Origin of the sequence: Rheinheimera sp. UJ63, from assembly GCF_021568285.1 — a bacterium.
Lineage (GTDB): Bacteria > Pseudomonadota > Gammaproteobacteria > Enterobacterales > Alteromonadaceae > Alishewanella > Alishewanella maricola.
On the sequence record NZ_JAKGTQ010000003.1, the window covers coordinates 194,650 to 217,781 of the forward strand.

Consider the following 23,132-nt stretch of genomic DNA (forward strand, 5'->3'; position numbering starts at 1 on the left):
AAGACCCTGTCCAGCGCTCGCATCTGAGCTGTAATTGCATTACTATCATCACTATAACAAGGCCTAATCGAACTATAGCGATTTCAGCGGAGGATTTATGGGTTCAGTTTGGTCAGAACGGCGGTCGGCGGCACCCGGTAGTCGCCCGTTAGATCATCGTACGCCATGGCAACGAGATCGGGCTCGTGTGTTACATTCAGCTGCCTTTCGTCGTTTGCAGTCTAAAACGCAAATTCTTGGTATTGGTCAAAATGACTTTTACCGCACGCGGTTAACCCATTCTTTAGAAACCGCGCAAATTGGCACCGGTTTACTCAATCAATTACGCCTAAACGCGGATGATACCGTACGCGCCTTTTTACCCGAAGACAACCTAATGGAAGCGCTGTGTTTAGCGCATGACTTAGGTCACCCCCCTTTTGGGCATGGTGGCGAAACAGCACTTAATTACAAAATGCTGGCCTACGGTGGCTTTGAAGGCAACGGCCAAACCTTACGTATTGTCAGTAAATTAGAACCTTATACCGAACATCACGGTATGGATTTAACACGCCGCACCTTACTGGGATTATTAAAATATCCGGTGCTACAACCGATGCTGACAGCACCAATCCAGCTCGATAACCCGTTAAGTTTAGCGCCGTGGAAACCCGCAAAGGCGATTTTTGCGGCTGACAGTGCTATTTTAGATTGGATCTTAGCGCCACTTAGCGCAGCCGATCGCCAAGCGTTTCAACAAACCCAAGTACTGGATGACTCACCGTGGCAAAAATCGCGCTATAAATCCTTAGATGCGTCGATTATGGAGCTGGCCGATGACATCGCTTATGGGGTACATGATCTCGAAGATGCTATCGTGTTGGGGAACATAAGCTTTAGCCAATGGCAACAGTTTACCGCTGAGCCCTTTGCTGCACTGCACCACGAGCAACAACAAGCACTGCAGGCCGTTGGCGTTAAGTTGTTTGCTAAGGCGCATCACTTGCGCAAAGATGCGATTGGCTCCTTGGTAAATCAGTTAATTACGTCGGTATCGTTATATGAAAGCCTACCCCGCTGCGAAGAGCCGTTAATTCGTTTTAATGCCTGCCTAGCTGAAGCCGAGCAACATATCTTACAAACGCTGAAACAACTGGTCTATCGTTGTGTGATCCAACAACCGACCATTCAACAATCACGCTTTCGTAGTCAAAATATGTTATTGAAATTATTCGATGCTTTTGCCTCTGATCCCCAACGTTTATTGCCGCTTAACACGCAGCAACGTTGGTTAGATGCCGCGGATAAAACTGCCAAGCAGCGGGTAATTTGCGATTATATTTCAGGCATGACCGATGATTATGCCGAGCGGATGTATGGCAGCTTATTTGGTAGTTAAACTGAGGGCGTAAGAGTGCAAAGACCACTTCGTGTACTCGCAGGCCAACGCGCCTTTACACAGATCCAACAACAGGGCTTACACGCTGATGATATCAGCGTAATGATTGGCGCCAGCGGTGGCCCTAAATGGTTTTGCCTGTATGGGCTTGATCAGTATCTGCTTACACAATTTTTTAAAAACCGCAGCAAGCCATTGCACCTGCTGGGCAGCTCTGCCGGTGCTTGGCGCTTTGCTTGTTACGCCCAGCAAGATGGTGCAGCTGCATCAAGCCGCTTTGCTAAAGCCTACTCCGAAATTCGCTTTCCCCCGCAGGCCGACATCAAACTGATCACGCAGATCTCACAAAATATTATTAAGCAGATCCTGCCGGATAAAGACAGTATTCAACAGGTATTGCAGCACCCGGTTATGAAGTTAAATTTAATAGTTGACCGCGCTAAAGGCTTAAACCGCAGCAACCGCCCTTGGCTGCAAGGCACGGGGTTGATGCTCGCTGCTGGGGCGAATTTATTAAATCGACGATTGTTACGGCATTTTTTTCAGCGTATCCATTTTCATGTCGCCGGTGAAGCGGCGCCTTTTTTCCACAGTGCGGATCTCCCAACCGAACACGTGTTACTGAATGAACACAATTTATCCGCCGCGGTGATCGCCAGTGGTGCCATTCCGATGGTGCTAGAGCCCGTTTTGGATATTCAAGGTGCAGGCCAAGGACACTACTTTGATGGTGGTATCACCGATTATCATTTTAATCAGCAGTTTAGCAGCGAAGGCTTGGTGCTCTATCCGCATTTCTACCCCGACTTAACGCCAGGCTGGTTTGATAAAGGTTTAAAATGGCGCAGAGCCAATCGTGCTTATCTTGATAATGTGGTGATTCTCTGCCCTAGCCCGGCTTGGATCAACAGCTTACCTCACGGCAAAATTCCTGATCGTAAAGACTTTAAACTCAACGAGCCACAGCGCATCCAAGCCTGGCAAACGGTGCTAAGTCGTTCACATGAACTCGCCGACGCCTTTGCCAGTGGCCAATATCAGCTAGAGCGGCTGTAACGTTATTTTTAACTGGCTATTTGTTAGCCGAGGTTGTATTTTTGTCACCTTATCAGCAACAAAAAGGATGTTTTGCAAATGGAGCGGCACAATGTTATCAACTAAATGGATAGTTTTAGGCGGCAGCTTGCTGCTTGGTAACCTGTTATCGGGTTGTACCGCTTTAGGGATGCTCGGTGATAGCCAGCTACAAAGCGACAACAGGCGCGTGGTGCAAGATCAACAAACCGGGCAAAGCAAAACCGTCGAACCCCCTTCACTGTTAACTGAACTGGGCCTTGCGGTAGATAGCGCGGTGATTGAAGGCGTGAAAAAGCTCGGCAAAGACGAGCAGCCCAAAGAAATTTGCAAGCACAACGGTCACTTCAACGAATGCCGACCGCTAGGCAAGCAACGCTCAGATATTATCGACTGAGCCACGATAAGGTTCTAGCCCTTCGCACAAGGCCTGCATGGCATCGAGCATACGTGGGCCTGCTCGATACACCCAATCCGCATTTAAACTAACAAAAGCCTGATTTTTTACCGCGGGCAGGTTGGGATAGCGCTGCCAAAACGCTGCTGTTGCCGCCTGCTGTGGTTGAATAATCACCGTGGGTTGGCGTACTAATAACTGCTCTAACAACGGCTGCGGATAATCGCCCTTAGCATCAGCGAAAATGTTATCACTGGCACACTCACGTAATAGTTGCGCAGGCCAAGCCGAATTGGCGACCGTCGTTAACGGGGCCACCCCCATGGCATAAAACACCCTTGGCCGCGGTTTATGCGCGTAGGCTTTACGCAACGTGGTTAAGCGTTGCTGAAACGCTGCCGCTTGTTGCTGACCTAACTGTGCATGCCCGAGTAAGGCACCGAGCTGCTTTAACTCCAGTGCAATATCATCAAGCATGACCGGATCAGAATAAGCTACCTGAATACCAAATTGCTGCAAGCGTTCAAGATCCTGCGCCGGATTGCCGCTGCGCCAGGCCAGCACCAGATCCGGTTTTAACGCTAAAATGGCCTCAATATTTAAGGCCGCAAAACTGTTCACCCGCGGTAATCCTAAGGCAGCTTCAGGATAATCACTGTAATCACTCACGGCAATTAATTGCTCGCCCGCCCCCACCGCATACACTAATTCCGTAATATGTGGCGCCAGACTGATCACTCGCTGCGGCGCGGCAGCGAGCGGCAAAGCGAGTGGCAAAGCGAGTAGTGCTAAAATAACGCCACTAAGCCAAAGCTGCGACACGCTATGCAATAATCGCATTTACCAATCCAAACCTTGTTGTGCTTTCACACCAGCGTCAAACGCATGTTTTACTGCTTGAATTTCGCTAACGGTATCGGCTAATTCCAAGATACGTCGATGACAAGCGCGACCGGTTATCACCACATGTTGTTTAGCTGGGCGCTGCATCAGCGCTTTTTCAATGCGTTCTAGTGGTAAATAATGATAACTGAGCATGTAGGTAAGCTCGTCTAGTAACACCAAATCGAGCGTATCGTCGGCTAAAAAGCGTTCGGCATCTTGCCACACTCGCTCGGCCGCTTCGATATCCGCCGCTTTGTCTTGCGTATCCCAGGTAAAACCCGTTGCCATCACCGAGAACTCAACACCATGTTGTTGCAGTAAATTACGTTCACCACAAGCCCAACTGCCTTTAATAAATTGCACCACTGCCGCATTCAGACCATGGCCGACCGCGCGTGCCACGGTGCCAAAACCGGCAGTTGATTTACCTTTGCCGTTGCCGGTTATCACTAACAACAAGCCTTTTTCAATATTGGCTCGTGTTACGGCGGCATCAACATACTCTTTTAAGCGTTGTTGCCGTGCCTGATGGCGTTGTTGTTTTAATTCATCTGCACTCATGCTATCCACCTTGTTGTAACTGTCGCCGTAAAATAATCAGAAAGAATACACTGCCAAGCACCGAGGTGATCACCCCTAGTGGAATTTCTTGCATCGCTAACAGGCTACGCGCGGCATTATCCACCCACATCATAAAGATGGCTCCAAATAGCGCCGAGCCCAGTAATAATGGTACTGCCGTTACCCCCATAAAATAACGCACCATATGCGGCACCATTAAGCCCACAAAAGCGATACCACCACACTGCGCCACAATACAGGCAGTGACTAACGCGGTAAGCAGTAATAACACCAGCCGCAGACGCTGTGTATTCACGCCCAAGCTGCGGGCACTGTCGTCTGATAATAACAAGGCATCCAATTGCCGCCTGACCGCCAATGCCACCACCAGCAATACCATCACGGCGGGCGCAATTAATGCCACACTGTGCCAATCGGTTCGACTTAAGCTTCCCATCATCCAAAAAATAACCCGATTAGCCGCAAAAGGCTCAGCAAAATACAGAATAAAGCTGCTTATCGCGCTGAGCATAAATGACACCGCCACCCCAGCGAGTAAGGTCACTTCCATTTTTTGTAGCCGATTACCCATACAGGCAATAAACACCAACAGCACCGCAAGCAGTGCCCCTAAAAAGGCCGCCAACGCCATGCTGATCAGTTGATCGGGTAGCACAATACTGACAATGGTCGCCCCTAACCCAGCACCAGCCATTAAACCAAATAAATAAGGATCAGCCAGTGGATTACGACTGACGTTTTGTAAAACGGCACCGGCCACAGCCAAGCCTGCCCCCACTAACATGGCGACCAGTAAACGAGGTAAACGAATTTGCCAGATAATCGTCTGGGTCAGAGGCTCGCTCACTGCTTGGCCAGTTAAGGCGAGCAGCAACTCACGCCAACTGATCGCGACACTGCCAATCTGCAAACTGAATAGTAAACTCAGCACCAATAAACCGCTTAACAGCCATAGCAAGGCTTGCTGACGGGGTTTTAACTGTTTTAGCATGGGCTTGGCACTCCGACTTTCGCGTGCGCGAGCTCAGGTATAAAGGTCACTTGCAGCCAGCCATAATCGGCTTGCGATGACACCACGCAAGGCAAACCAAAAACCTGCTGTAATAATGCAGGGCGCAAAACGTCGTGTGGCGTACCATAGGCGCGCACCCTACCGTTTTCCAATAACAATAGCTTGTGGCAATAACGTGCGGCTAAATTCAGATCGTGCAAACAACAAATAATGGTTTTATTCAGCCCCTGTAGCAGTTGCAATACCTGATGTTGGTATTTCACATCCAAATGATTGGTCGGCTCATCCAATAATAAAATAGTCGCTTGCTGCACCAAAGCGCGTGCTATATAAAGCCGCTGTAATTCGCCCCCCGATAAGGTATCGGCGCGCAGCTGCGCTTTATCAGCTAAACCCACTTGCTGCAATGCTAACCTTACCTGCTGCTTGTCTTGGGCACTGGTGCCTTCATACCAGCGTTTATGTGGTAACAAGCCCATCGCCGCAACTTGCTCACAAAACAACCCCTGCGGTGCACTGCTGATTTGTGCCACGGTGGCAACTTGCCGCGCTAAAGCTTGTGCACTCTGCTGCTGCAACGGCTGGCCAGAAAGTAAGATTCGGCCACTATTCGGCGCATAACGGCCATTTAATAACTGTAATAAGCTACTCTTACCCGCCCCATTCGGGCCGATAATACCAACGACTTCGTCAGGGGAAATAGTCAACGTAATCTGGTCGAGCGCCAGCACAGAGCCTGTGCTACGCGAATTGGGATACGCTAAACAAAGCTGGTCTAGAGTATAAATGGCGGCTGTCAAAACAATATCCTGTAGTTGCTCGCAGGCAGCATCCTACAGCCCGTTTGACACAGGTGGCAGGCCGCTACCGTGTTTTCCCGCACGGGGGCATTTTTACACCAAGGCAGGTATCCTGACTGACTACGATAACCCATGTTTCGCCTTCCCGTTAAGTGGCCTTGAAACACAGCGTAGTTTACAGTTGCGGGTACAGTTCAGGGTTCGCACCTGATTCCCTATGTTAAGCTTTAAGCTCACCTTAGCGTTTAAGCGTTGCTTGTTATCAGAGAGCAACGCTGAGTATTGTAACAGTAAAAGGTCAAAGCAGATATCGGATTACTGCTTTGCTTTTTTGCGGTTTACCGGTGAAATTGTTTACGCATTTGGTTAACTTTTATCCTGCAATTTTAATGATAACTGCTAGGCTTAAGCTATTTATCAAACCTGAACGCGGCAAGCCTCAAGGCTAAACACCTGACATGGAGCATCCTATCACTATGACAAAAACACTCAACGTCTTGGCCATCGGCGGCAGTTTACGCGCTAAATCAACTAATCGCGGTATGTTGCTATGGGCGCAAGCACACGCACCTCAGGGTATGAAAATTCACCTGGCCGACTTATTGGATGTGCTCTTTTATAACGCCGATTTAGCGGAAAAACCCGCTGCTGTCAGCCGGTTACTTAACGATTTCGCCCAAGCAGATGCATTAATTCTGGGCTGCCCAGAATACAATTACTCACTGGCCCCCGCCTTAAAAAACGCGCTAGATTGGGCCTCGCGTGAACCTGATAATTACCTATTACGTGGCAAGGCGGTGGCCATTATGGGCGCAGCAGGTGGTATGGGTAGCTCGCGCGCGCAATATCATTTACGTCAAGTCTGTGTATATCTCGATTTACACCCGTTAAATAAACCCGAAGTTTTTGCCAATGCGTTTAGCGGCGCTTTTGACAATGAAGGACATTTAATTGATAGTAAAATCCAAGAAAATATTAAACAGCAACTGCTCGCGTTGGCGGCATGGCAACAAAAATTGCAGCCGTAAACTGATAACACGTTGCCCGTAAGGATATTTTTAGCGCCCTTTTAGCTGAACGGGTAACAAAATTCGCCTGAGGTTGCTTTATTAACTCATAAATAGCCGCACAGCATCTCGCAAGATGTTTTAACGCTGAGACTAAACGGATTGATCTGATGAAATGGCTGCTACTTTTTAGCACAATGATCTGGAGTGTATCGTACGCCGAAACGGCAGAAACATTGCCGTCGCAGCTGCAATTTCGCCAAGCGCTAACCTCACCCGCAGCACAATATAGCCAAGCTTTGTTGTCGGAAGCCTATCGGCGTTTAAATATTGATGCGCACTTTATTGATATTCCGTTTGGCCGAAGTTTATTAGAGTCGAACAAAGGCAGCTTAGATGGCGAGCTGGCACGGGTGCTGGATGTCACTAAGCATTACCCTAACCTCGTCGCAGTACCCTATGTATTGTTTGATACCAAGGTCTATTTGTATATCAATCAGCAACGCTGTGCAAAATGCAGCCTAAACGATGTGCCAAGCTTGGCTTATGTCCGAGGCTCTTTGGTGCTGGAAGAAATCTTAAAAAAGCTGCCGCCTTCGCGCCAAGTGATTAGCTCTGGCAGTATCGAAAGTACCAAAAATTTATTCTTAACCGGCAAAGTCGATGCCGTGATTTTTGCGGCTTATCAGCTAAATGCACAAAGCCATTTCCCGATTAACGAGCAATTTATTTTGAGCTTACCCGATTACCATCTACTGCATCGCGACCACAGTGCCTTATTAGAGCCCTTGGCGAATATGCTATTTGAATTAGAACGTGAAGGCTTCACCGAAAATTTGCGGCTCTATTTTGGCATTGCCGCCCCAAGACGACAACTGCAAGCGGGACAGCAACCCTTTGCTTACTATTAACCGCGGCATGACCGCATAACAAAGCCCCGCTGATCGGTCATACCGAGCAGTTTAGTGTTAAGCAAAATGCGGTTTACTCAGTCAACACGCCATGAATCATCCCTGAGGCTTCTTTGCGGCCATCCATGGCCTGCAACGGTTGATTTAGCGCAAACAGCTCATGCTTAACTTACGTGCATTACGCTTAACGGAGCTTATGTTTAACGTGTATATTTATCTAACCACTGAAACACTTCGTTGTACCAACGCACGCGGTTATCCGGGTTTAAGATCCAATGGTTTTCATCTGGAAAGATCACCAACCGTGAATCAATGCCTTTTCGTTGTAAATTAGTAAAAGCCCCTAAGCCCTGAGCATAAGGCACACGGAAATCTTTTAAGCCGTGGATCACCAACATCGGTGTTTGCCACTTTGCGGCATGCGCCGCCGGATTAAACTTTTGATAATCTGACTCAGCCTGCCAAGCTGGCCCGCCTAAATCAAACTCAGGAAACCACAGCTCTTCTGTGCTGCCATAAAAACTCGGCATATCATACAAACCGGCATGGTTCACTAAGCATTTAAAGCCCTCTGGCCAGTTACCGGCGATCCAGTTCATCATAAAACCGCCGTAGGACGCTCCCAGCGCACAAGCACGTTCGCCATCAATCCAAGGCTGCGCTTGCACAATATACTCAAAGCCTTTTTGCAAATCGATTAAGGGCTTGCCGCCCCAATCACGGCTAATCGCATCAGTAAAGGCTTGACCATAACCGGTAGAGCCATGGAAATCGACCATGACCACCGCATAGCCTTTAGCCGCATACATTTGCGCATTCCAACGCTCGTTAAACATATTACCGAAGCTACCTTGTGGCCCACCGTGCACCAAAAATGCCATCGGATACTTTTTGCCTGGCTCAAAATTCCACGGCTTCACTAAATAGCCGTAAACGGTGGCGTCATTTGCCCCTTTAAAGCTGAACTGCTCGTAATCACCAAACTGCACCTGCTCGCGCCAGCGGGCGTTAACATCGGTTAATTGTTGTAATTGCGAACCATCGGGCCCAGTTTGAAAAATTTCTGCTGGCATATTTAAGCGATGATTGGTAAACACAATTTTATCGCTGGCAACCTGTAAGTTAGCGGCATAGCCATCACCATACACTTTGACGACATCACCAAAGCTGGTGTTGATGGCATAAATGCTATATTGCCCCACATCTTGGGTAGTCACATAAATAGTACGATTATCTAAGCCAAACTGATAATCAGAAATCGAGCGATCCCAGTTTGGCGCCACTTCTTTCTTCTCACCGGTCACCAGATCCAACAACATTAAGCCAAAGCGATCGGCTTCAGCGCCGGGTTTTTTCATGGCCAAATAAGCCATAAAACGGCCATCGATAGAGAATTTCGGTTTTGCATCCCAAGCGGGATTATTGGCGGTTAAATTAACTTTTTCGCCACCGCTAATCGGTACCTGGAAAATATCGTAATTGGTATGCCAGGCTTGATCGACGGCAGGGATCTTGGCACTAAACACCAGTTGCTGATTGTCTGGCGTAAAAGCCACTTCGCTGATCCCAGCGATATCGGTATTCCAATCTGCCATCAGATTTTTGGCATCGGTCAGCACTTTATCACCGATGGTGGCGATATGCAGATGTTCACGATATTGATCGCGCCAGTGATCCCAATGCCGAACCATGAGTTGGTCATAAGCCAAGGCACTGTCTTTTTTCTCAGCGTCTTTGGCTTGGGCGTCCAAGGTACATTGTAATGTTTGGCAGCCCGGTTTCACGGTCAACGCTAACGCCAAGGTTTTGCCATCCGCCGCCAGTTTAAACGCATTTACGGGTACCGGCAGTTGGGTTACTTGTTGTGCTTCACCACCGTCTAACGACAACCGCCAAATTTGATTACTGCCACTACGATTGGCAATAAAGAAAATACTCTGGCCGTTAGGATGCCACTGCACTGCAGTTTCACGGCTACTGTGTGTGGTCAGGCGTTTGACACTACGATTTTCACCTAGCGTCATTAGATATAAATCATGGCTGGTATCGGCGGGCGCAAAACCGCCATTGCTCTGGCTGTAAACCACCGCTTGACCATCTGGCGCTAACGCCACATTACCCACTTTATTAAATTGGTTTAGGTGCTCGACCGTCAGCGGCCCCTTTGCCATGGCCGTACTGCTTAAAATACAGGCAGCCAGTAACGTCAGTTTTTTCATCAGTTCCCTCGGTTAGCAAAAGGCCGCAGTCGTTGCTGCGGCCTGTTATTATTATTTCGAGCCTTTGCTTAACTTGGCATCTAACTCAGCGATGTTCGCTTTCCAAATCACCGGCCCTTGTTGGTGCACATTATTACCGTTGCTATCAACGGCAACCGTCACCGGCATATCTTCAACATCAAACTCGTAAATCGCTTCCATACCTAAGTCTGCGAATGCCACTACCCGGGCTTTTTTAATCGCTTTTGACACTAAGTATGCCGCGCCACCTACCGCCATTAAATAGGCTGCTTTGTGTTGCTTGATACTGGCCACGGTTTTATCACCGCGCTCAGATTTACCAATCATGCCCAGTAAACCGGTTTGCGATAACATCATATCGGTAAATTTATCCATTCGGGTTGCGGTAGTTGGACCGGCTGGCCCTACTACTTCATCACCTACCGCATCAACTGGGCCGACGTAATAAATAAATTTGTTTTTAAAATCAACGCCAGCGGGTAAGCCCTCGCCTTTATTCAGCATATCAGCAATACGCTTGTGCGCCGCATCACGCCCCGTTAGCATTTTACCGCTTAGTAATACTGTTTCACCGGCTTGCCAGCTTTGCACTTCCTCGGGTGTCACGGTATCAAGGTTTACCCGACGCACTTTATCGCCTAGCTCCCACGTCACTTGTGGCCAGTCTTCCAATTTAGGCGGCTTAATATCAGCCGGGCCGCTACCATCTAAATGAAAATGTAAATGCCGAGTGGCCGCACAGTTCGGGATCATCACTACCGGTAAAGATGCGGCGTGGGTCGGTACCGATTTGATCTTAATATCAACAACCGTGGTTAAACCGCCTAACCCTTGGGCGCCGATACCTAATTTGTTCACTTTTTCGTACAGCTCAACCCGCAGTTTCTCTTCTGCGGTCTCTGCGCCTTTATCCAGTAAATCTTGAATATCCACGGGATCCATTAATGATTCTTTGGCCAATACCGCCGCTTTTTCAGCCGTACCACCGATACCAATGCCCAGCATGCCTGGAGGACACCAGCCAGCACCCATTTTTGGCAGGGTTTCCAGTACCCAATCCACAATAGAATCTGACGGATTTAACATCGCCATCTTGGTTTTATTTTCAGAGCCACCGCCTTTGGCCGCAATCATCACTTCAACGTGATGGCCTGGGACTAAATCAATGTGCACCACGGCTGGGGTATTATCTTTGGTATTTTTGCGCAGACCGGCAGGATCAGCAACAATAGAGGCTCGTAGCGGATTGTCTGGGTTAAGATAAGCACGACGGGTGCCTTCATCAACCATCTGCTGTACCGTCAAGTCGGTTTTATCCCACTTCACATCCATACCGATCTTCACAAAACAGGTAACGATGCCGGTATCTTGGCAAATAGGCCGGTGCCCTTCTGCCGACATGCGCGAGTTAATTAGAATTTGGGCGATGGCATCTTTAGCCGCTTGGTTTTGCTCTTTATGGTAAGCCACTTCCAGCGCTTTGATAAAATCCAGTGGGTGATAGTAAGAGATATACTGTAATGCATCTTCGATACTATCAATAAAATCTTGTTGGCGAATAACCGTCATGCTTGCCCTTCCTCAGTCGCCAAACTTGGCGAGACATTTAACTATTGATGTAGGTACTGGTATGATAGCGTGCATCGAAAACAGCGGCTAGTCCCAATCATGCAGCAGTATCTAATCTACGACGCGAAAAAGGTTCCTGACCCGATATTTTCTCTGTTAAGCCTGTTCGAGGTATTTGCTGAGCAGCCTTGGTCAATGCTTCTTGACTCGGCAGATGCCAGCCATCCGAATAGTCGTTATCAGATTATGGTTGCCGAGCCCATTGCCACCCTGACCAGTCAGCACGGCGAAACCATCTTAACAGATGAGCACGGCGCCCATCATTACACAACCGATCCGTTTAAGGTATTAGACTGTGCGCTAAAACGGTATTTTCCTAAGGCCATCAGCAGTGAATTGCCCTTTCATGGCGGTGCACTGGGCTATTTTGCTTATGATCTTGGTCGTTACCTGGAAAAACAACCCAGCCTGGCGGCCGCGGATATTCACCTGCCGGATATGGCACTTGGGCTATACAGCTGGGCACTGATTTTTGATCAGCACAGCAAGCAACTGTGGTTTACTGACTATACGGGCGATGCCGAAGAAAATTGGTATAAGTTACAACAACGCTTACAAGCGGCACCTCAAACGTCAAGCCACTTTCAGTTAACCTCAGCTTGGCAAGCCAATATGAGCCAACAGCAATATCAAGAAAAATTTGCGCAAGTACAACAAGAGTTGCTTAGCGGCAACTGCTATCAAATTAACTTAGCGCAGCGCTTTAGTGCAAAGTATCAAGGGGATGAATGGCAAGCCTATAAACTGTTACGTGAGAAAAATGCCGCACCTTTCTCGGCGTTTATTCGTATCCCTGAAGGTGCGGTGATCAGCATGTCACCTGAGCGTTTTATTAAACTTACCGATCGACAAATCGAAACCAAACCGATTAAAGGCACTCGACCGCGTGGGCTTTGCCCTGAGACCGATCAAGCTGAAGCCGATGCGCTGACCCTATCTGAAAAAGATCGCGCTGAAAACGTGATGATTGTCGATTTACTGCGTAACGATCTGGGTAAAGTCAGTGAAGCCGGCTCAGTGAAAGTACCGGCATTGTTTGCTATCGAAAGCTTCCCAGCGGTACACCACTTAGTCAGCACTATCACCAGCACCTTGGCAGCGCCGTTCAGCGCTTGTGACTTATTACGCGGCGCCTTTCCAGGAGGCTCGATCACCGGTGCACCGAAAATCAGTGCTATGCATATTATTGAGCAGTTAGAACCGCATCGGCGTAACGTGTATTGTGGTGCTATTGGCTATATCAGCAGTAACGGCAATATGGATACTAATATTGCCATTCGTACCCTGGTTTGCGAACAAGGACAACTGCATTGCTGGGCCGGCGGCGGTCTGGTGGCAGACTCTGATGCCGATAGCGAATATCAAGAAACCTTAGATAAAGTTGCCCGCATTTTACCGGTACTCTCGGCTACTCGCTCTGATCAGGACGATGATGTTAGCCGCGCAGTTTAAAAATCGCTTTTTGCTGCAGCCTGGTTTGCCACCGCAAAGCGAGTTACTGCCTATCGAGCAAGCCACGCACGTTAGACAAAGTGCGGTGTTGGTGCCGATTATTGATTATGGCGACAGGCTCAGTGTGTTATTTACCCAGCGCTGCTGGCATTTAACCCATCACCCGGGACAAATTAGTTTTCCGGGCGGCAAACTGGAACACACTGAAACGCCTGCGGCCGCTGCGCTACGTGAAACCGAAGAAGAAATCGGCGTTACAGCCAACCGTATTCAGCTATTAGGGCAGTTGAGCTCACATCATACGCTGACCGGTTTTCAAATTAGCCCCTGGGTGGGTTTATTGCCTGCCGGCACCCCGATCATTGCCGATCCGGCTGAAGTCAGCGCGGTGTTTGAAGTGCCACTGACTTTTTTTCTTGACCCACGGAACTGCCATGAACTACGGCTGCCTTTGCGCGGGCAGGCTCGACAACTGCATTTTATGCCTTTTGAGAGCAAATTGATTTGGGGCGCCACCGCAGCCATCATGGCGCAATTGCTGCAACACATCCGCTAACTGAGCTTTAGCCCTGCCACCCTGTAACGTTTTCAATACACCAGCGTGCTATTTGCTTCGGCAAACTCAGAGACGACAGGTCTGCTCACCGGCTCGCGGCTTACAGTCTGTCGGTGCTTCAGCTACAATGGCCTGAACAACACCCCTGCATAAACCAAAATGGAAACGGCCGGGTGCAAGGATTTGCCCACACGCTAGCCCTGCCCTCTGTTCGTCAGCCAATGAGAATTCAGAAGTAGATTTATTATGATTATCAGTGCATTTGATATGTTTAGTATCGGTATCGGCCCCTCTAGCTCACACACGGTTGGCCCGATGCGCGCCGCTAAAAAGTTTACCGAAGACTTAGCACAAAATGAGATGCTACCTCAGGTAGCCAGTGTAAAAGTAGAGCTTTATGGCTCACTTGGCCAAACCGGTATTGGCCATGGCACCGGCAAAGCCGTTATTTTAGGCTTATCGGGCTATCTGCCAGAAACCATTGATCCTGATGCCGTTGACGGTATTTTAAAACAAGTACACGACAGCCAACGTTTACAATTGGCACAGCAACACTCGGTCAGTTTTGCCCGCGAAGGCGCCATTATGTTTCATCGGCGTAAAACGTTAAAAGAGCACTCTAACGGCATGGAGCTGATTGCTTTTGATGCCGAGAAAAATGTCTTGCTGCGCGAAATCTACTTTTCGATTGGCGGTGGCTTTATTGTTAAAGCCAGCGATTTTGCCAAAGAAAAAGAAGCGGCTAGCCAATTTGCCGCCGATAACCCGCCCCCCTTTCCGTTTGAATCTGGTGCCGAATTACTCGCGCTATGTAAAGAACACGGTTTCTGTATTGCCGGTTTAATGCAAGAAAACGAAAAAGTACTGCGCAGCACCCAGCAAATTGAAAGTGAGTTAAATAATATCTGGTTAACGATGCGTGCCTGTATCGAACGGGGTATTCGAACTGAAGGCATTTTACCCGGCGGCCTGAAAGTGCGGCGGCGCGCGCCAGGGCTTTATAAACGTTTAATCGCTGAAAAAAGCAATGATCCGCTGCAAGTGATGGACTGGGTTAACCTGTTTGCTTTAGCGGTGAACGAAGAAAACGCCGCCGGTGGCCGTGTTGTAACGGCGCCGACCAATGGTGCTGCTGGCATTATCCCCGCAGTGTTGATGTACTACGATAAATTTATTCAACCGGTAACCCCAGAAATCGCCTCGCGTTATTTGTTAACCGCAGCGGCCATTGGCATTTTGTATAAGAAAAATGCCTCAATTTCTGGCGCAGAGGTTGGCTGCCAGGGCGAAGTTGGGGTTGCGTGTTCCATGGCCGCCGCCGCCTTAACTGAAATTCTTGGCGGTAGCCCCTCACATGTCGAAAACGCCGCCGAAATTGGTATGGAGCATAATCTTGGGCTAACTTGCGATCCGGTTGGGGGTTTAGTGCAAGTGCCTTGCATTGAACGTAATGCGATGGGCGCCATTAAAGCCATTAACGCTTCACGCTTGGCGATCCGTGGTAGTGGCGATCACAAAGTCTCGTTAGATAAAGTGATTAAAACCATGTGGGATACGGGTAAAGATATGCAAACCAAGTACAAAGAAACATCACGTGGTGGTTTAGCGGTTAATATTATTGAGTGTTAATGGCTTTTTAATATCCCTGCTTGTGCAAGTGAAGTCAGTAAGGCCTAGGTCTCACTGACTTTGCTAAGCAGATTAAACATAATCAATCTTGCCTAACCCCTTAACCAAGTGCGCTTTAAAATCTTCAAGCTGTTCTACCGCAAATACAAAGCTCGGTAATTTGTTGCTATTAAAAGGTAACGAAAAATACACTTGCTGCTCCACCACATCTAGCGCAACTTTTTGTACTTTCTTTATTTCTATATTCGCCTCGCCAATCAGCATTTGCTCAGCATTAAAGCGCACATAATTCCTCGGATCGCTGATGACTAATGGCTTAGGCCCTTTAAATAATTGTGGTAACCAAAAAGGATAGCTGAGCCACAACAAACCATAAAATGTCTCGACCAGCCAAAACTGGTCAGTTATATAGCGATACACTAAGTAAAGGATGCTCAAAAACAACCAGATTGCAAACATGATGCGCGGTTGTTGGTAAAAAGGCTTAGCCTTCACAGCCGATGGTATCGTACTTAACTTTTTCATTTTACTACTAACGTCCTTGTTCATCTGAGCGTTCGTTAATAAAACGCGATAACGGCGGCCCATGCCATACACTGATAGATTACCAGCCGGTTGTCGCGGCTTAATTTATGCATCTTAAACCGTCTGGTGTTATTTAGCGCCTTGCAAACCTGTTTCATCCCAGTCTGCTGCAGTAGGCTCAACGATTTCCGCCGCTTGATAATCTTTTAATAACTGCTCGGCCCGTGGCATGTCTTCATCAGCCACAAACACATTCGCAAAACCCATGGTGCCAATATCGCCAATAGCGCCTTGTAAATAATGACCACCAACATGAGCGGCAATATCATGAGCTTGTAGCATACCGGCGACGATATGTGCTTCGATTATTTCATGCGCTCGAAAGACTATTTGCATACTTCATCCTTTTCTTTGAGCTTAGTTGAAAAACCAGTTTGCCACCAGCACCGCACCTAAGCAATAAAACAGCATTGGCCACAGGGTATAGCGGATGATCTCACCTTCACGGCCATTTAAATTAACCACACTGGCCGCCGCCACCACGTTCACCACACAAATCATATTCCCGGCATTGGCGCCTAGCATTTGTAAGGCCAGCACCAACTGGCTACTCACGTCAGCTTCTATCGCCATGGCGTGCTGAAAACTGCCAAACATCAGATTAGAAAAGGTTGCAGAGCCTGCGATAAAGGAGCCTAAGGCACCAACAAAAGGCGCTAGCCATAACCAACTCTCAGCTAAACTGCCTGCGGCTAGCTGGGCTAAGGCCATCGGCATCGCCGGCAAACCCGCGTCATTCAAATCAGAGTGTAAAAAGATCCGCACCATGGGCACGGCAGCGGCCAAGGCAATCACGGAAGGAAGCAACATCTTGCTACTGTCTTTAAAGGCATGGCGCAACATCTGGCGCGGTGCGGCCAACATAAAACAGGCTAACATGGCCGTGATCACAAAAATTGTGCCCGGTAAATACAAGGGCGCAACGCTAACATTTAAGCTGGAACCGATAATACCCTGCCATTGCCAACTCAGTTGTTGTAACCCGCTTTTAAAGGGTAAAGCCGGCACACGGCTTAGCACCAGCAACAACGCTACCATCAGATAGGGTAACCAGGCACGCCAAAGACTTAAGGTGGGTGCAATGCTTGGCTCTGTTGCTACAGAAGAATTAGCTAACACGCTCGGCAGTAAAAAACGGTACTTGGCGGCAGTGCAAACCAAGGCTAAGCCCACTAAGGCACCTAATACAGAGGGAAACTCTGGACCAAACGCCCACGCCACCCAATAAGCTGGCACAGTAAAGGCTAAGCCGGAAAACAGGGCAAACGGCGCCATAGCAAAACCGGCGCGCCAACTGGCAGGCGTACTGAAATAACGGGTATACAGCACACACATCAACAGCGGTAGCCAAGAGGCCACCATAATATCAATACTAATTGCCGTAAGCGCTATCTGCTGTAATTCGCTGGAGGAGGTGCCTGGTACACCTTGCGCAATCCCCACTAACACCGGCGTACCCACCGCGCCAAAAGACACGGCACTAGAATCGGCAATCAGTGCCAACACCACGGCCGCTAGCGGTGGAAAACCCAAAGCGACGAGTAAGGGTGCAGCAATGGCGGCCGGGGTACCAAAACCGGCAGCACCTTCTAAAAAGCTGCCAAATAGCCAAGCAATAATGATCAGTTGTACGCGTTTGTCGGCCGAGATCTGACTAAAACCCTGTTTGATGACCTCTAAAGCGCCACTACGCTTCAACACATTGAGCAGTAAAATAGCGCCAAAGATGATCCAAATAATGGTCGCAGCAATCACTAAGCCTTCTAACACGGCAGCACTTAATTGCTGTAACGGCATCTGCCACACGCTATAAGCCAATAGCGCGCTAAGCAGTAAACTCAGCGGCATCGCCTGCTTTGCTGGCAGGCGAAATAACACCAATAAGATAAATACACTGAGCAGCGGCATGGCCGCTGTCAGAATTTGCCATAGTGTCATGCCACGCTCCTTGGGCTGATTACTGGCTGGTCACTAAAGATGCCTGATGTTTTTCTTGCCGACTAGGCATGGCACAGATCACGAATACGAATAATCTACCGATGGTCGGAATAAAACTAACAAGCACCCACCAAGGATTCCAACCCACACTGCGTATACGGCGAACCGTGGCGGCGGTTACCGGCAAATACATAAACAACATATAGGTCAAAGCGACCATGCCTTTCGTGCGTAAAATGGCATCAATGATTAAGAACACGACAATCATCACCAGATGCAGCATGTAAAAATGCACATAAGCCTTGCGATCCGTTAAACCACGCCAATCGGCATAACGGCCAAACTCCTGCATAAAGTTACGGAACCACTGTGGTACATGCTTTTTGGCATCTTCCAGCATCACATATAGCGCCGGGATCAACACTAAGGTAATCACCGTAGCGAACAAAATACCAAAAGCCAACGACACCGCCATAGGCACCACAATTTTTGCTTGTAAGCTGCGCTCAAACACAATCGGAACTAAACCCACAAAGGTGGTTAATGACGTCAGCAAAATGGCGCGAAAACGTTGCGTACCGGCTTCCACTACCGCTTGCTTAATCGCGATACCTTCTGCCCGTGCCCGATTGACAAAGTCGACCATGATCAAACTGTCGTTTACCACGACCCCAGCCAGCGCGACCAAACCAAATACGGACATGATACTTAAGCTTAACCCCAACAGCATATGGCCGATTAACGCACCGACTAAACCAAATGGGATCACGCTCATGATAATCAAAGGCTGGGCATAAGATTTCAGCGGTACCGCCATCAAGGCATAAATACAGAACAAGGCAAAGGCACCGGCAATTAATAAATCACGAATGGCATCGACTTCATCCTGACTTGCGCCATCGAGCTCACCGGTGACACCCGGGTATTTTTGTTCCAGCTCTTTAATAAGGGTCTTACGCACTTCGGCGACCACTTTACCCGGTTCAATGCGCGCTTTGTCAGCCGCCGCGGTAACGGTAACGGCTCGTTCACCATTAACCCGGTTGATGGCACTAAAGCTGGGTTGCAAGGTGTAACTGGCAATTTGTGAGAATGGCACTTCGCCGCCGTTAGCGGTGCGCACACGCATATTCTCTAAATCACCAATCGAACGACGCTCTTCTTGTGGGTAGCGCACCATCACTTTAATTTCTTCGCCATTGCGCTGAATACGCTGCGCTTCGGCACCATAAAAACCATAGCGCACCTGACGCGCTAAATCAGCTAAAGTGATGCCTAACACATCGGCCTCGGGCTTTAGCGCCAGCACAATTTCATCGTTGCCGCCGAGCAAGTTATCTTCGATATCAAAGACCCCTTCATAAGTAGCTAAACGCTCTTTTAATTCTGCAGTGGCTAATTGCAAATTAGCCAAATTACTACCGCGTAATTGCAGCGCAATGTCAGCCCCGCCACCAAAACCAGAACTACTGAGTTTAAAGGTTTTTAAGCCTGGAATTTCCGGGATCTGTTCACGCCAGCGTCGACCAATTTCGTTGCTGTCCACTTCGCGACCTTCACTTTTATCCAGTTCAACTTGCAGTTGCCCTGCAGTATCGCTACTGAGGAACACTAAACGATGTTTAACAACTAAATCTTCGCCTTCTGCTAACAGCTCTTTATCTACCCGCATTAACGCTGCTTCAATTTCTTTCATGGCGAGCACCGTTGCTTCGTTAGATGCGCCCTCTTCCATTTGCACCGTGGCGCGTAAGAAATCATTCGGCACATCAGGGAAAAACACCCAACGCACAAAACCGGCCGAAATGACCCCAAACATTAAAATCAACAAGGCAAAAAATACCGCCATGGTTAAATAGCGAAATTCGATGCACTTCTCAATAAAAGGCCGGTATTTCTGTTGAATAAAGTGGTTTAAGTGGCGAGTGACCGCGCCACGGATTTTTTTCAGGGTATTGCTACCAAAACGACCTAAGGCATAAATACCGCCTTTATCGGGATCCCAAGGTTTGGTGTCCATATTGGCAATGTGCGCCGGTAAAATCAGCTTAGATTCCACAATCGAAAACAATAAACACAACACCACAACCCAAGCAATAGAACCCCAAATAGCCGATTGGGCGCCGCCAACCAATAGCATCGGCACAAAGGCAGCTACCGTGGTTAACACCCCGAAGGTGGCTGGCATCGCCACTTTTTTAGCACCGGCAATGACCGCTTCGGTTGACTTGCCGCGTTTTTCAATTTCGGTATAGGCGCTTTCGCCGATGATAATCGCATCATCGACCACTATCCCCAGCACCAAGATAAAACCAAATAAGCTGATCATATTGATGGACACATCAAAAAAGGGCAGCGGTAACATGGCCAAGGCACCCAAGAAACAGATTGGAATACCCACCATCACCCAAAAGGCAATGCGAAATTCTAAAAACAGCGTCAGCGCCAGCAGCACCAATAACACGCCATACAGCAGGTTACTGGTCATTAAATCCAGGCGACCTTGCAAGTAATAGCTCGAATCACCCCAATAATCTAACGAGATACTCGGTGGCAGCTCATTACGCTTAGTTTCAACATATTTTTTAACTGTTTCAGCAATTTGTAGGGTGTCGTCTTCACCCACCGCATCAATGCGCACAGTCACGCTATTTTGGCCATTAAACGTTGCTAAACTGGCGCGCTCAATAAAACCATCGGTCACTGTCGCGATATCACTTAATGTTAAGCGAGTACCATCAGGGTATTTCACCAGAACAATGCTGTCGAAATCGTTTTGATCGTAAGCTTGGCCTTTGGTGCGCAGCAAAATATTGCCGCTTTCTGAACGAATTGAACCACCGGGTAAATCGACCGAACTCCCCCGAATGGCACTGACCACTTGATCAAAGGTTAAACCGTATTCACGCAAGCGTGATTCAGGGATCTCAACAGAGATTTCATAGTTTCGTGCTGAAATCACATCAACCTTGCTCACACCCGGCTGTTTTTTAATTTCATCGCGAATGGTTTTCGCCAGTTCTTTTAATGCCGCCTCTGAGGCTGCACCATAGAGTGATAGAAACATCACATTACTTTGAAAGCGAATCCGATAGACTAATGGCCGCTCGGTTTGCTCTGGCAGGGTGGAAATCGAGTTCACCTGCGTTTTAATCTCCTCCATCACCTCGGTAATGTCATAACCCGAGGCAATTTCCGCCACAACAGTGCCTAAACCTTCAACCGCCGTTGAGCGAATACGTTTTATGCCGTTAACGCCGCGAATACTTTCTTCAATTTTATCAATAACGCCACTTTCCACTTCTTGTGGCGCAGCACCTAAATAAGGCACTCGAATATTCACTTGCTCTAGCTGAATCTCTGGAAAAGCTTGTTTTTTAATGGTTAATACTGCGGCTAATCCGGCCAGCAGTAAAATGATCATCAATAAATTGGCCGCTACGCTATTGCGAGCAAACCAAGCAATAATACCTGTTTCTTTATTCATTGCCGGTTGCCTCAGTTGCGCTTGCGAGTTGCTCGGTTGTTATCGCAGGCGAATCATTATCTGACGCATCCTTGGGCGTATCACCCGCCACGCGCACCACAGTACCACCAATCGGATTGGTGACCGGTGATACCACTAAACGATCGTTCGGCATAAAGCCCGCATTGATATAGGCAAAATTAGCATCAGCGCGTGCTAGGTTAACTTGGCGAAATTGCAAAGTGTTTTGCTCATCAACAATTAACACCCGATTTCCCGCTTGCAGTAAATGCCGTGCCACTTTGACCACTTGTGATGCGGCAATACCACTGATTTCAGCTTGTACAAAACGACCAAATTGCAGCGGCTGGCCGGCGGCATTTTGCCGCTGATAGGGATCGGCTACTTCTGCCACGGCATAAATCACGCGGCTGCGCTCATCCAATACCCCTTCGGTACGCACGATAGTGGCTTGCCATTGCTGTGGTTGCCCTGCTACCACAGTGCTTAAGCTCACCGGAATAGACAAGCTTTGTTGCGTATTGGCTGGCGGTAAAAAACCAAAATCGGTATCCGTTAGTGGTAAACGAATTTCGGCAATCTCAGTGCCGTAAATCATCCCTAACTGAGAGCCGCGAGTGATAAATTGCCCTAAGTTGGCGCTGCGGCTATTCACCATACCGGCATAAGGCGCTCGGATCTGTGTTCTGTCAAGATCACGCTGTGCCCGCTCTACTTCGGCTTCGGCTGCTTGCACGCTGGCTAAGGCACTGGCCAATTGCGGTTGGCGCAAACCTAACGCCGGGGCTTTGCCTTCGGTAAAAGAGCGCCATTCGGTTTCAGCCACGCGGCCACGGGCTTTTTCTTCTTCTAGCTGTGCCTTGGCACCCGCCAATGAGGCTTGCGCCGCCTTGACTGCAGTTTCGTAATCGGCCGGATCCACTTGAAATAACAAGTCGCCTTTTTCAAAAAAACCGCCCACCACAAATTGCTCTGAGACCGCGACAATACGCCCGGTAACTTCAGAGATCAGGGTTGTTTCAAGCTTTGGCGTTACTGTACCTTGCGAAGCAATTTTATAAGTAATGTCTTCGGCAGGTAACTCAGCGGCATTCACTAATAACGCTAAACGCTGCTCTGCCACCTTGGCTGGGGGTTTACGCAACTTTGACAAACCGTAAGCCGAGGCAATGGCGAGTACCAGTATGATGATCGGCAAACCGACCCGCATAAATTTTGAAGACATAAGGTGATCCTGAGTTTAATAAGAATTTGCTATTTGCCATCATACGCAGAATTACGACAGATCGTTGCATTGGTCTGTTAATTTTTGTATCGATAAAAATACGCCGCCAACCCGTGTCGCTAATACCTTAAAAAACGCTGTTACAAGCAAAAGCGCTAATACAAAGGGCTTAGCGCTGATAGCCAGGTAGAGTGTGGCGGCTCGATTTAGGAAAGCCGTATTATTACGCCTGAATGCAAAAAATATTTTGTTACAAACTAATGATGCCAAAAAACCTGCCATGCTTAATTTTTAGGCATTGGCAAAATCGTTACATTGCGTTAGGGTTATGAGGTACCAAACATG

19 protein-coding genes and 1 riboswitch are annotated in these 23,132 nt (G+C 48.4%); of the genes, 8 read left to right on the forward strand and 11 right to left on the reverse strand.

Annotation, left to right across the window (positions count from 1 at the left end):
- The first annotated feature begins 97 nt into the window (after positions 1-97).
- The 3 genes from L1N97_RS11060 (at position 98) to L1N97_RS11070 (ending at position 2,849) form a co-directional block, all read left to right on the forward strand.
- A complete protein-coding gene (locus tag L1N97_RS11060) occupies positions 98-1,378 on the forward strand; it encodes an anti-phage deoxyguanosine triphosphatase (RefSeq protein ID WP_236129819.1) in 1,281 nt (426 codons plus the stop codon).
- Between the two features lie 15 nt (positions 1,379-1,393).
- Entirely contained in the window at positions 1,394-2,434 is a 1,041-nt protein-coding gene (locus L1N97_RS11065) for a patatin-like phospholipase family protein (protein ID WP_236129820.1), read from the forward strand.
- Positions 2,435-2,525: 91 nt separating this feature from the next.
- Positions 2,526-2,849, forward strand: coding sequence for a hypothetical protein (locus L1N97_RS11070; RefSeq protein ID WP_229585829.1), 324 nt, complete (start codon positions 2,526-2,528; stop codon positions 2,847-2,849).
- On the opposite strand, the gene L1N97_RS11075 is transcribed toward L1N97_RS11070, so the two are convergent.
- From L1N97_RS11075 to L1N97_RS11090, 4 genes are read right to left on the reverse strand one after another with little or no spacing between them, the layout of a single operon-like run.
- Positions 2,832-3,689: a cobalamin-binding protein gene (locus tag L1N97_RS11075; RefSeq protein WP_236129821.1), complete on the reverse strand. Its 858-nt coding sequence runs from the start codon at positions 3,687-3,689 to the stop codon at positions 2,832-2,834. The two genes, L1N97_RS11070 and L1N97_RS11075, sit on opposite strands and share 18 nt — an antisense overlap.
- Positions 3,690-4,295, reverse strand: coding sequence for a cob(I)yrinic acid a,c-diamide adenosyltransferase (cobO, locus tag L1N97_RS11080; RefSeq protein ID WP_226750961.1), 606 nt, complete (start codon positions 4,293-4,295; stop codon positions 3,690-3,692). It lies immediately after the preceding gene.
- A gap of 1 nt (position 4,296) precedes the next feature.
- On the reverse strand, positions 4,297-5,307 hold the full coding sequence (locus tag L1N97_RS11085; RefSeq protein WP_236129822.1) for a FecCD family ABC transporter permease: 1,011 nt from the start codon (positions 5,305-5,307) through the stop codon (positions 4,297-4,299).
- Entirely contained in the window at positions 5,301-6,128 is an 828-nt protein-coding gene (locus L1N97_RS11090; RefSeq protein WP_236129823.1) for an ABC transporter ATP-binding protein, read from the reverse strand. The genes L1N97_RS11085 and L1N97_RS11090 overlap by 7 nt, the downstream gene beginning before the upstream one ends.
- Positions 6,129-6,213: 85 nt before the next feature.
- Positions 6,214-6,384: riboswitch (cobalamin riboswitch) on the reverse strand.
- Between the two features lie 220 nt (positions 6,385-6,604).
- Between L1N97_RS11090 and L1N97_RS11095 the strand changes: the two genes are divergently transcribed.
- Together L1N97_RS11095 and L1N97_RS11100 are read left to right on the forward strand one after the other, a co-directional pair.
- Positions 6,605-7,156: an NADPH-dependent FMN reductase gene (locus L1N97_RS11095; protein WP_236129824.1), complete on the forward strand. Its 552-nt coding sequence runs from the start codon at positions 6,605-6,607 to the stop codon at positions 7,154-7,156.
- A gap of 149 nt (positions 7,157-7,305) precedes the next feature.
- Positions 7,306-8,046, forward strand: a complete 741-nt coding sequence (locus L1N97_RS11100) for a hypothetical protein (RefSeq protein WP_236129825.1) — start codon at positions 7,306-7,308, stop codon at positions 8,044-8,046.
- A gap of 200 nt (positions 8,047-8,246) precedes the next feature.
- Here L1N97_RS11100 and L1N97_RS11105 read toward each other — a convergent pair whose 3' ends face one another.
- Both L1N97_RS11105 and L1N97_RS11110 read right to left on the reverse strand, forming a co-directional pair.
- Positions 8,247-10,265 carry a S9 family peptidase gene (locus L1N97_RS11105; RefSeq protein WP_236129826.1) on the reverse strand — a complete coding sequence of 673 codons (2,019 nt, stop codon included), beginning with the start codon at positions 10,263-10,265 and terminating at the stop codon, positions 8,247-8,249.
- 51 nt (positions 10,266-10,316) lie between these two features.
- Positions 10,317-11,855 carry a fumarate hydratase gene (locus L1N97_RS11110; RefSeq protein WP_226750955.1) on the reverse strand — a complete coding sequence of 513 codons (1,539 nt, stop codon included), beginning with the start codon at positions 11,853-11,855 and terminating at the stop codon, positions 10,317-10,319.
- Positions 11,856-11,954: 99 nt separating this feature from the next.
- Between L1N97_RS11110 and pabB the strand changes: the two genes are divergently transcribed.
- The 3 genes from pabB (at position 11,955) to L1N97_RS11125 (ending at position 15,552) form a co-directional block, all read left to right on the forward strand.
- Positions 11,955-13,367 (forward strand): aminodeoxychorismate synthase component I, encoded by a 1,413-nt coding sequence (gene pabB, locus L1N97_RS11115; protein ID WP_236129827.1) that lies wholly within the window; start codon positions 11,955-11,957, stop codon positions 13,365-13,367.
- Positions 13,345-13,923: a CoA pyrophosphatase gene (locus L1N97_RS11120; protein WP_236129828.1), complete on the forward strand. Its 579-nt coding sequence runs from the start codon at positions 13,345-13,347 to the stop codon at positions 13,921-13,923. The genes pabB and L1N97_RS11120 overlap by 23 nt, the downstream gene beginning before the upstream one ends.
- A gap of 246 nt (positions 13,924-14,169) precedes the next feature.
- Entirely contained in the window at positions 14,170-15,552 is a 1,383-nt protein-coding gene (locus tag L1N97_RS11125; RefSeq protein ID WP_267867489.1) for an L-serine ammonia-lyase, read from the forward strand.
- A gap of 72 nt (positions 15,553-15,624) precedes the next feature.
- On the opposite strand, the gene L1N97_RS11130 is transcribed toward L1N97_RS11125, so the two are convergent.
- The 5 genes from L1N97_RS11130 to L1N97_RS11150 form a co-directional block, all read right to left on the reverse strand.
- The gene (locus L1N97_RS11130) at positions 15,625-16,077 is read right to left on the reverse strand and encodes a hypothetical protein (RefSeq protein ID WP_236129829.1); all 453 of its coding nucleotides are present in this window, start codon (positions 16,075-16,077) and stop codon (positions 15,625-15,627) included.
- Between the two features lie 129 nt (positions 16,078-16,206).
- Positions 16,207-16,473 (reverse strand): putative signal transducing protein, encoded by a 267-nt coding sequence (locus tag L1N97_RS11135; RefSeq protein ID WP_229585818.1) that lies wholly within the window; start codon positions 16,471-16,473, stop codon positions 16,207-16,209.
- 21 nt (positions 16,474-16,494) lie between these two features.
- Positions 16,495-18,075: an L-lactate permease gene (locus L1N97_RS11140; protein WP_236129830.1), complete on the reverse strand. Its 1,581-nt coding sequence runs from the start codon at positions 18,073-18,075 to the stop codon at positions 16,495-16,497.
- Between the two features lie 19 nt (positions 18,076-18,094).
- The gene (locus tag L1N97_RS11145) at positions 18,095-21,562 is read right to left on the reverse strand and encodes an efflux RND transporter permease subunit (protein WP_236129831.1); all 3,468 of its coding nucleotides are present in this window, start codon (positions 21,560-21,562) and stop codon (positions 18,095-18,097) included.
- The gene (locus L1N97_RS11150; protein WP_236129832.1) at positions 21,555-22,787 is read right to left on the reverse strand and encodes an efflux RND transporter periplasmic adaptor subunit; all 1,233 of its coding nucleotides are present in this window, start codon (positions 22,785-22,787) and stop codon (positions 21,555-21,557) included. The genes L1N97_RS11145 and L1N97_RS11150 overlap by 8 nt, the downstream gene beginning before the upstream one ends.
- Positions 22,788-23,132 lie beyond the last annotated feature (345 nt).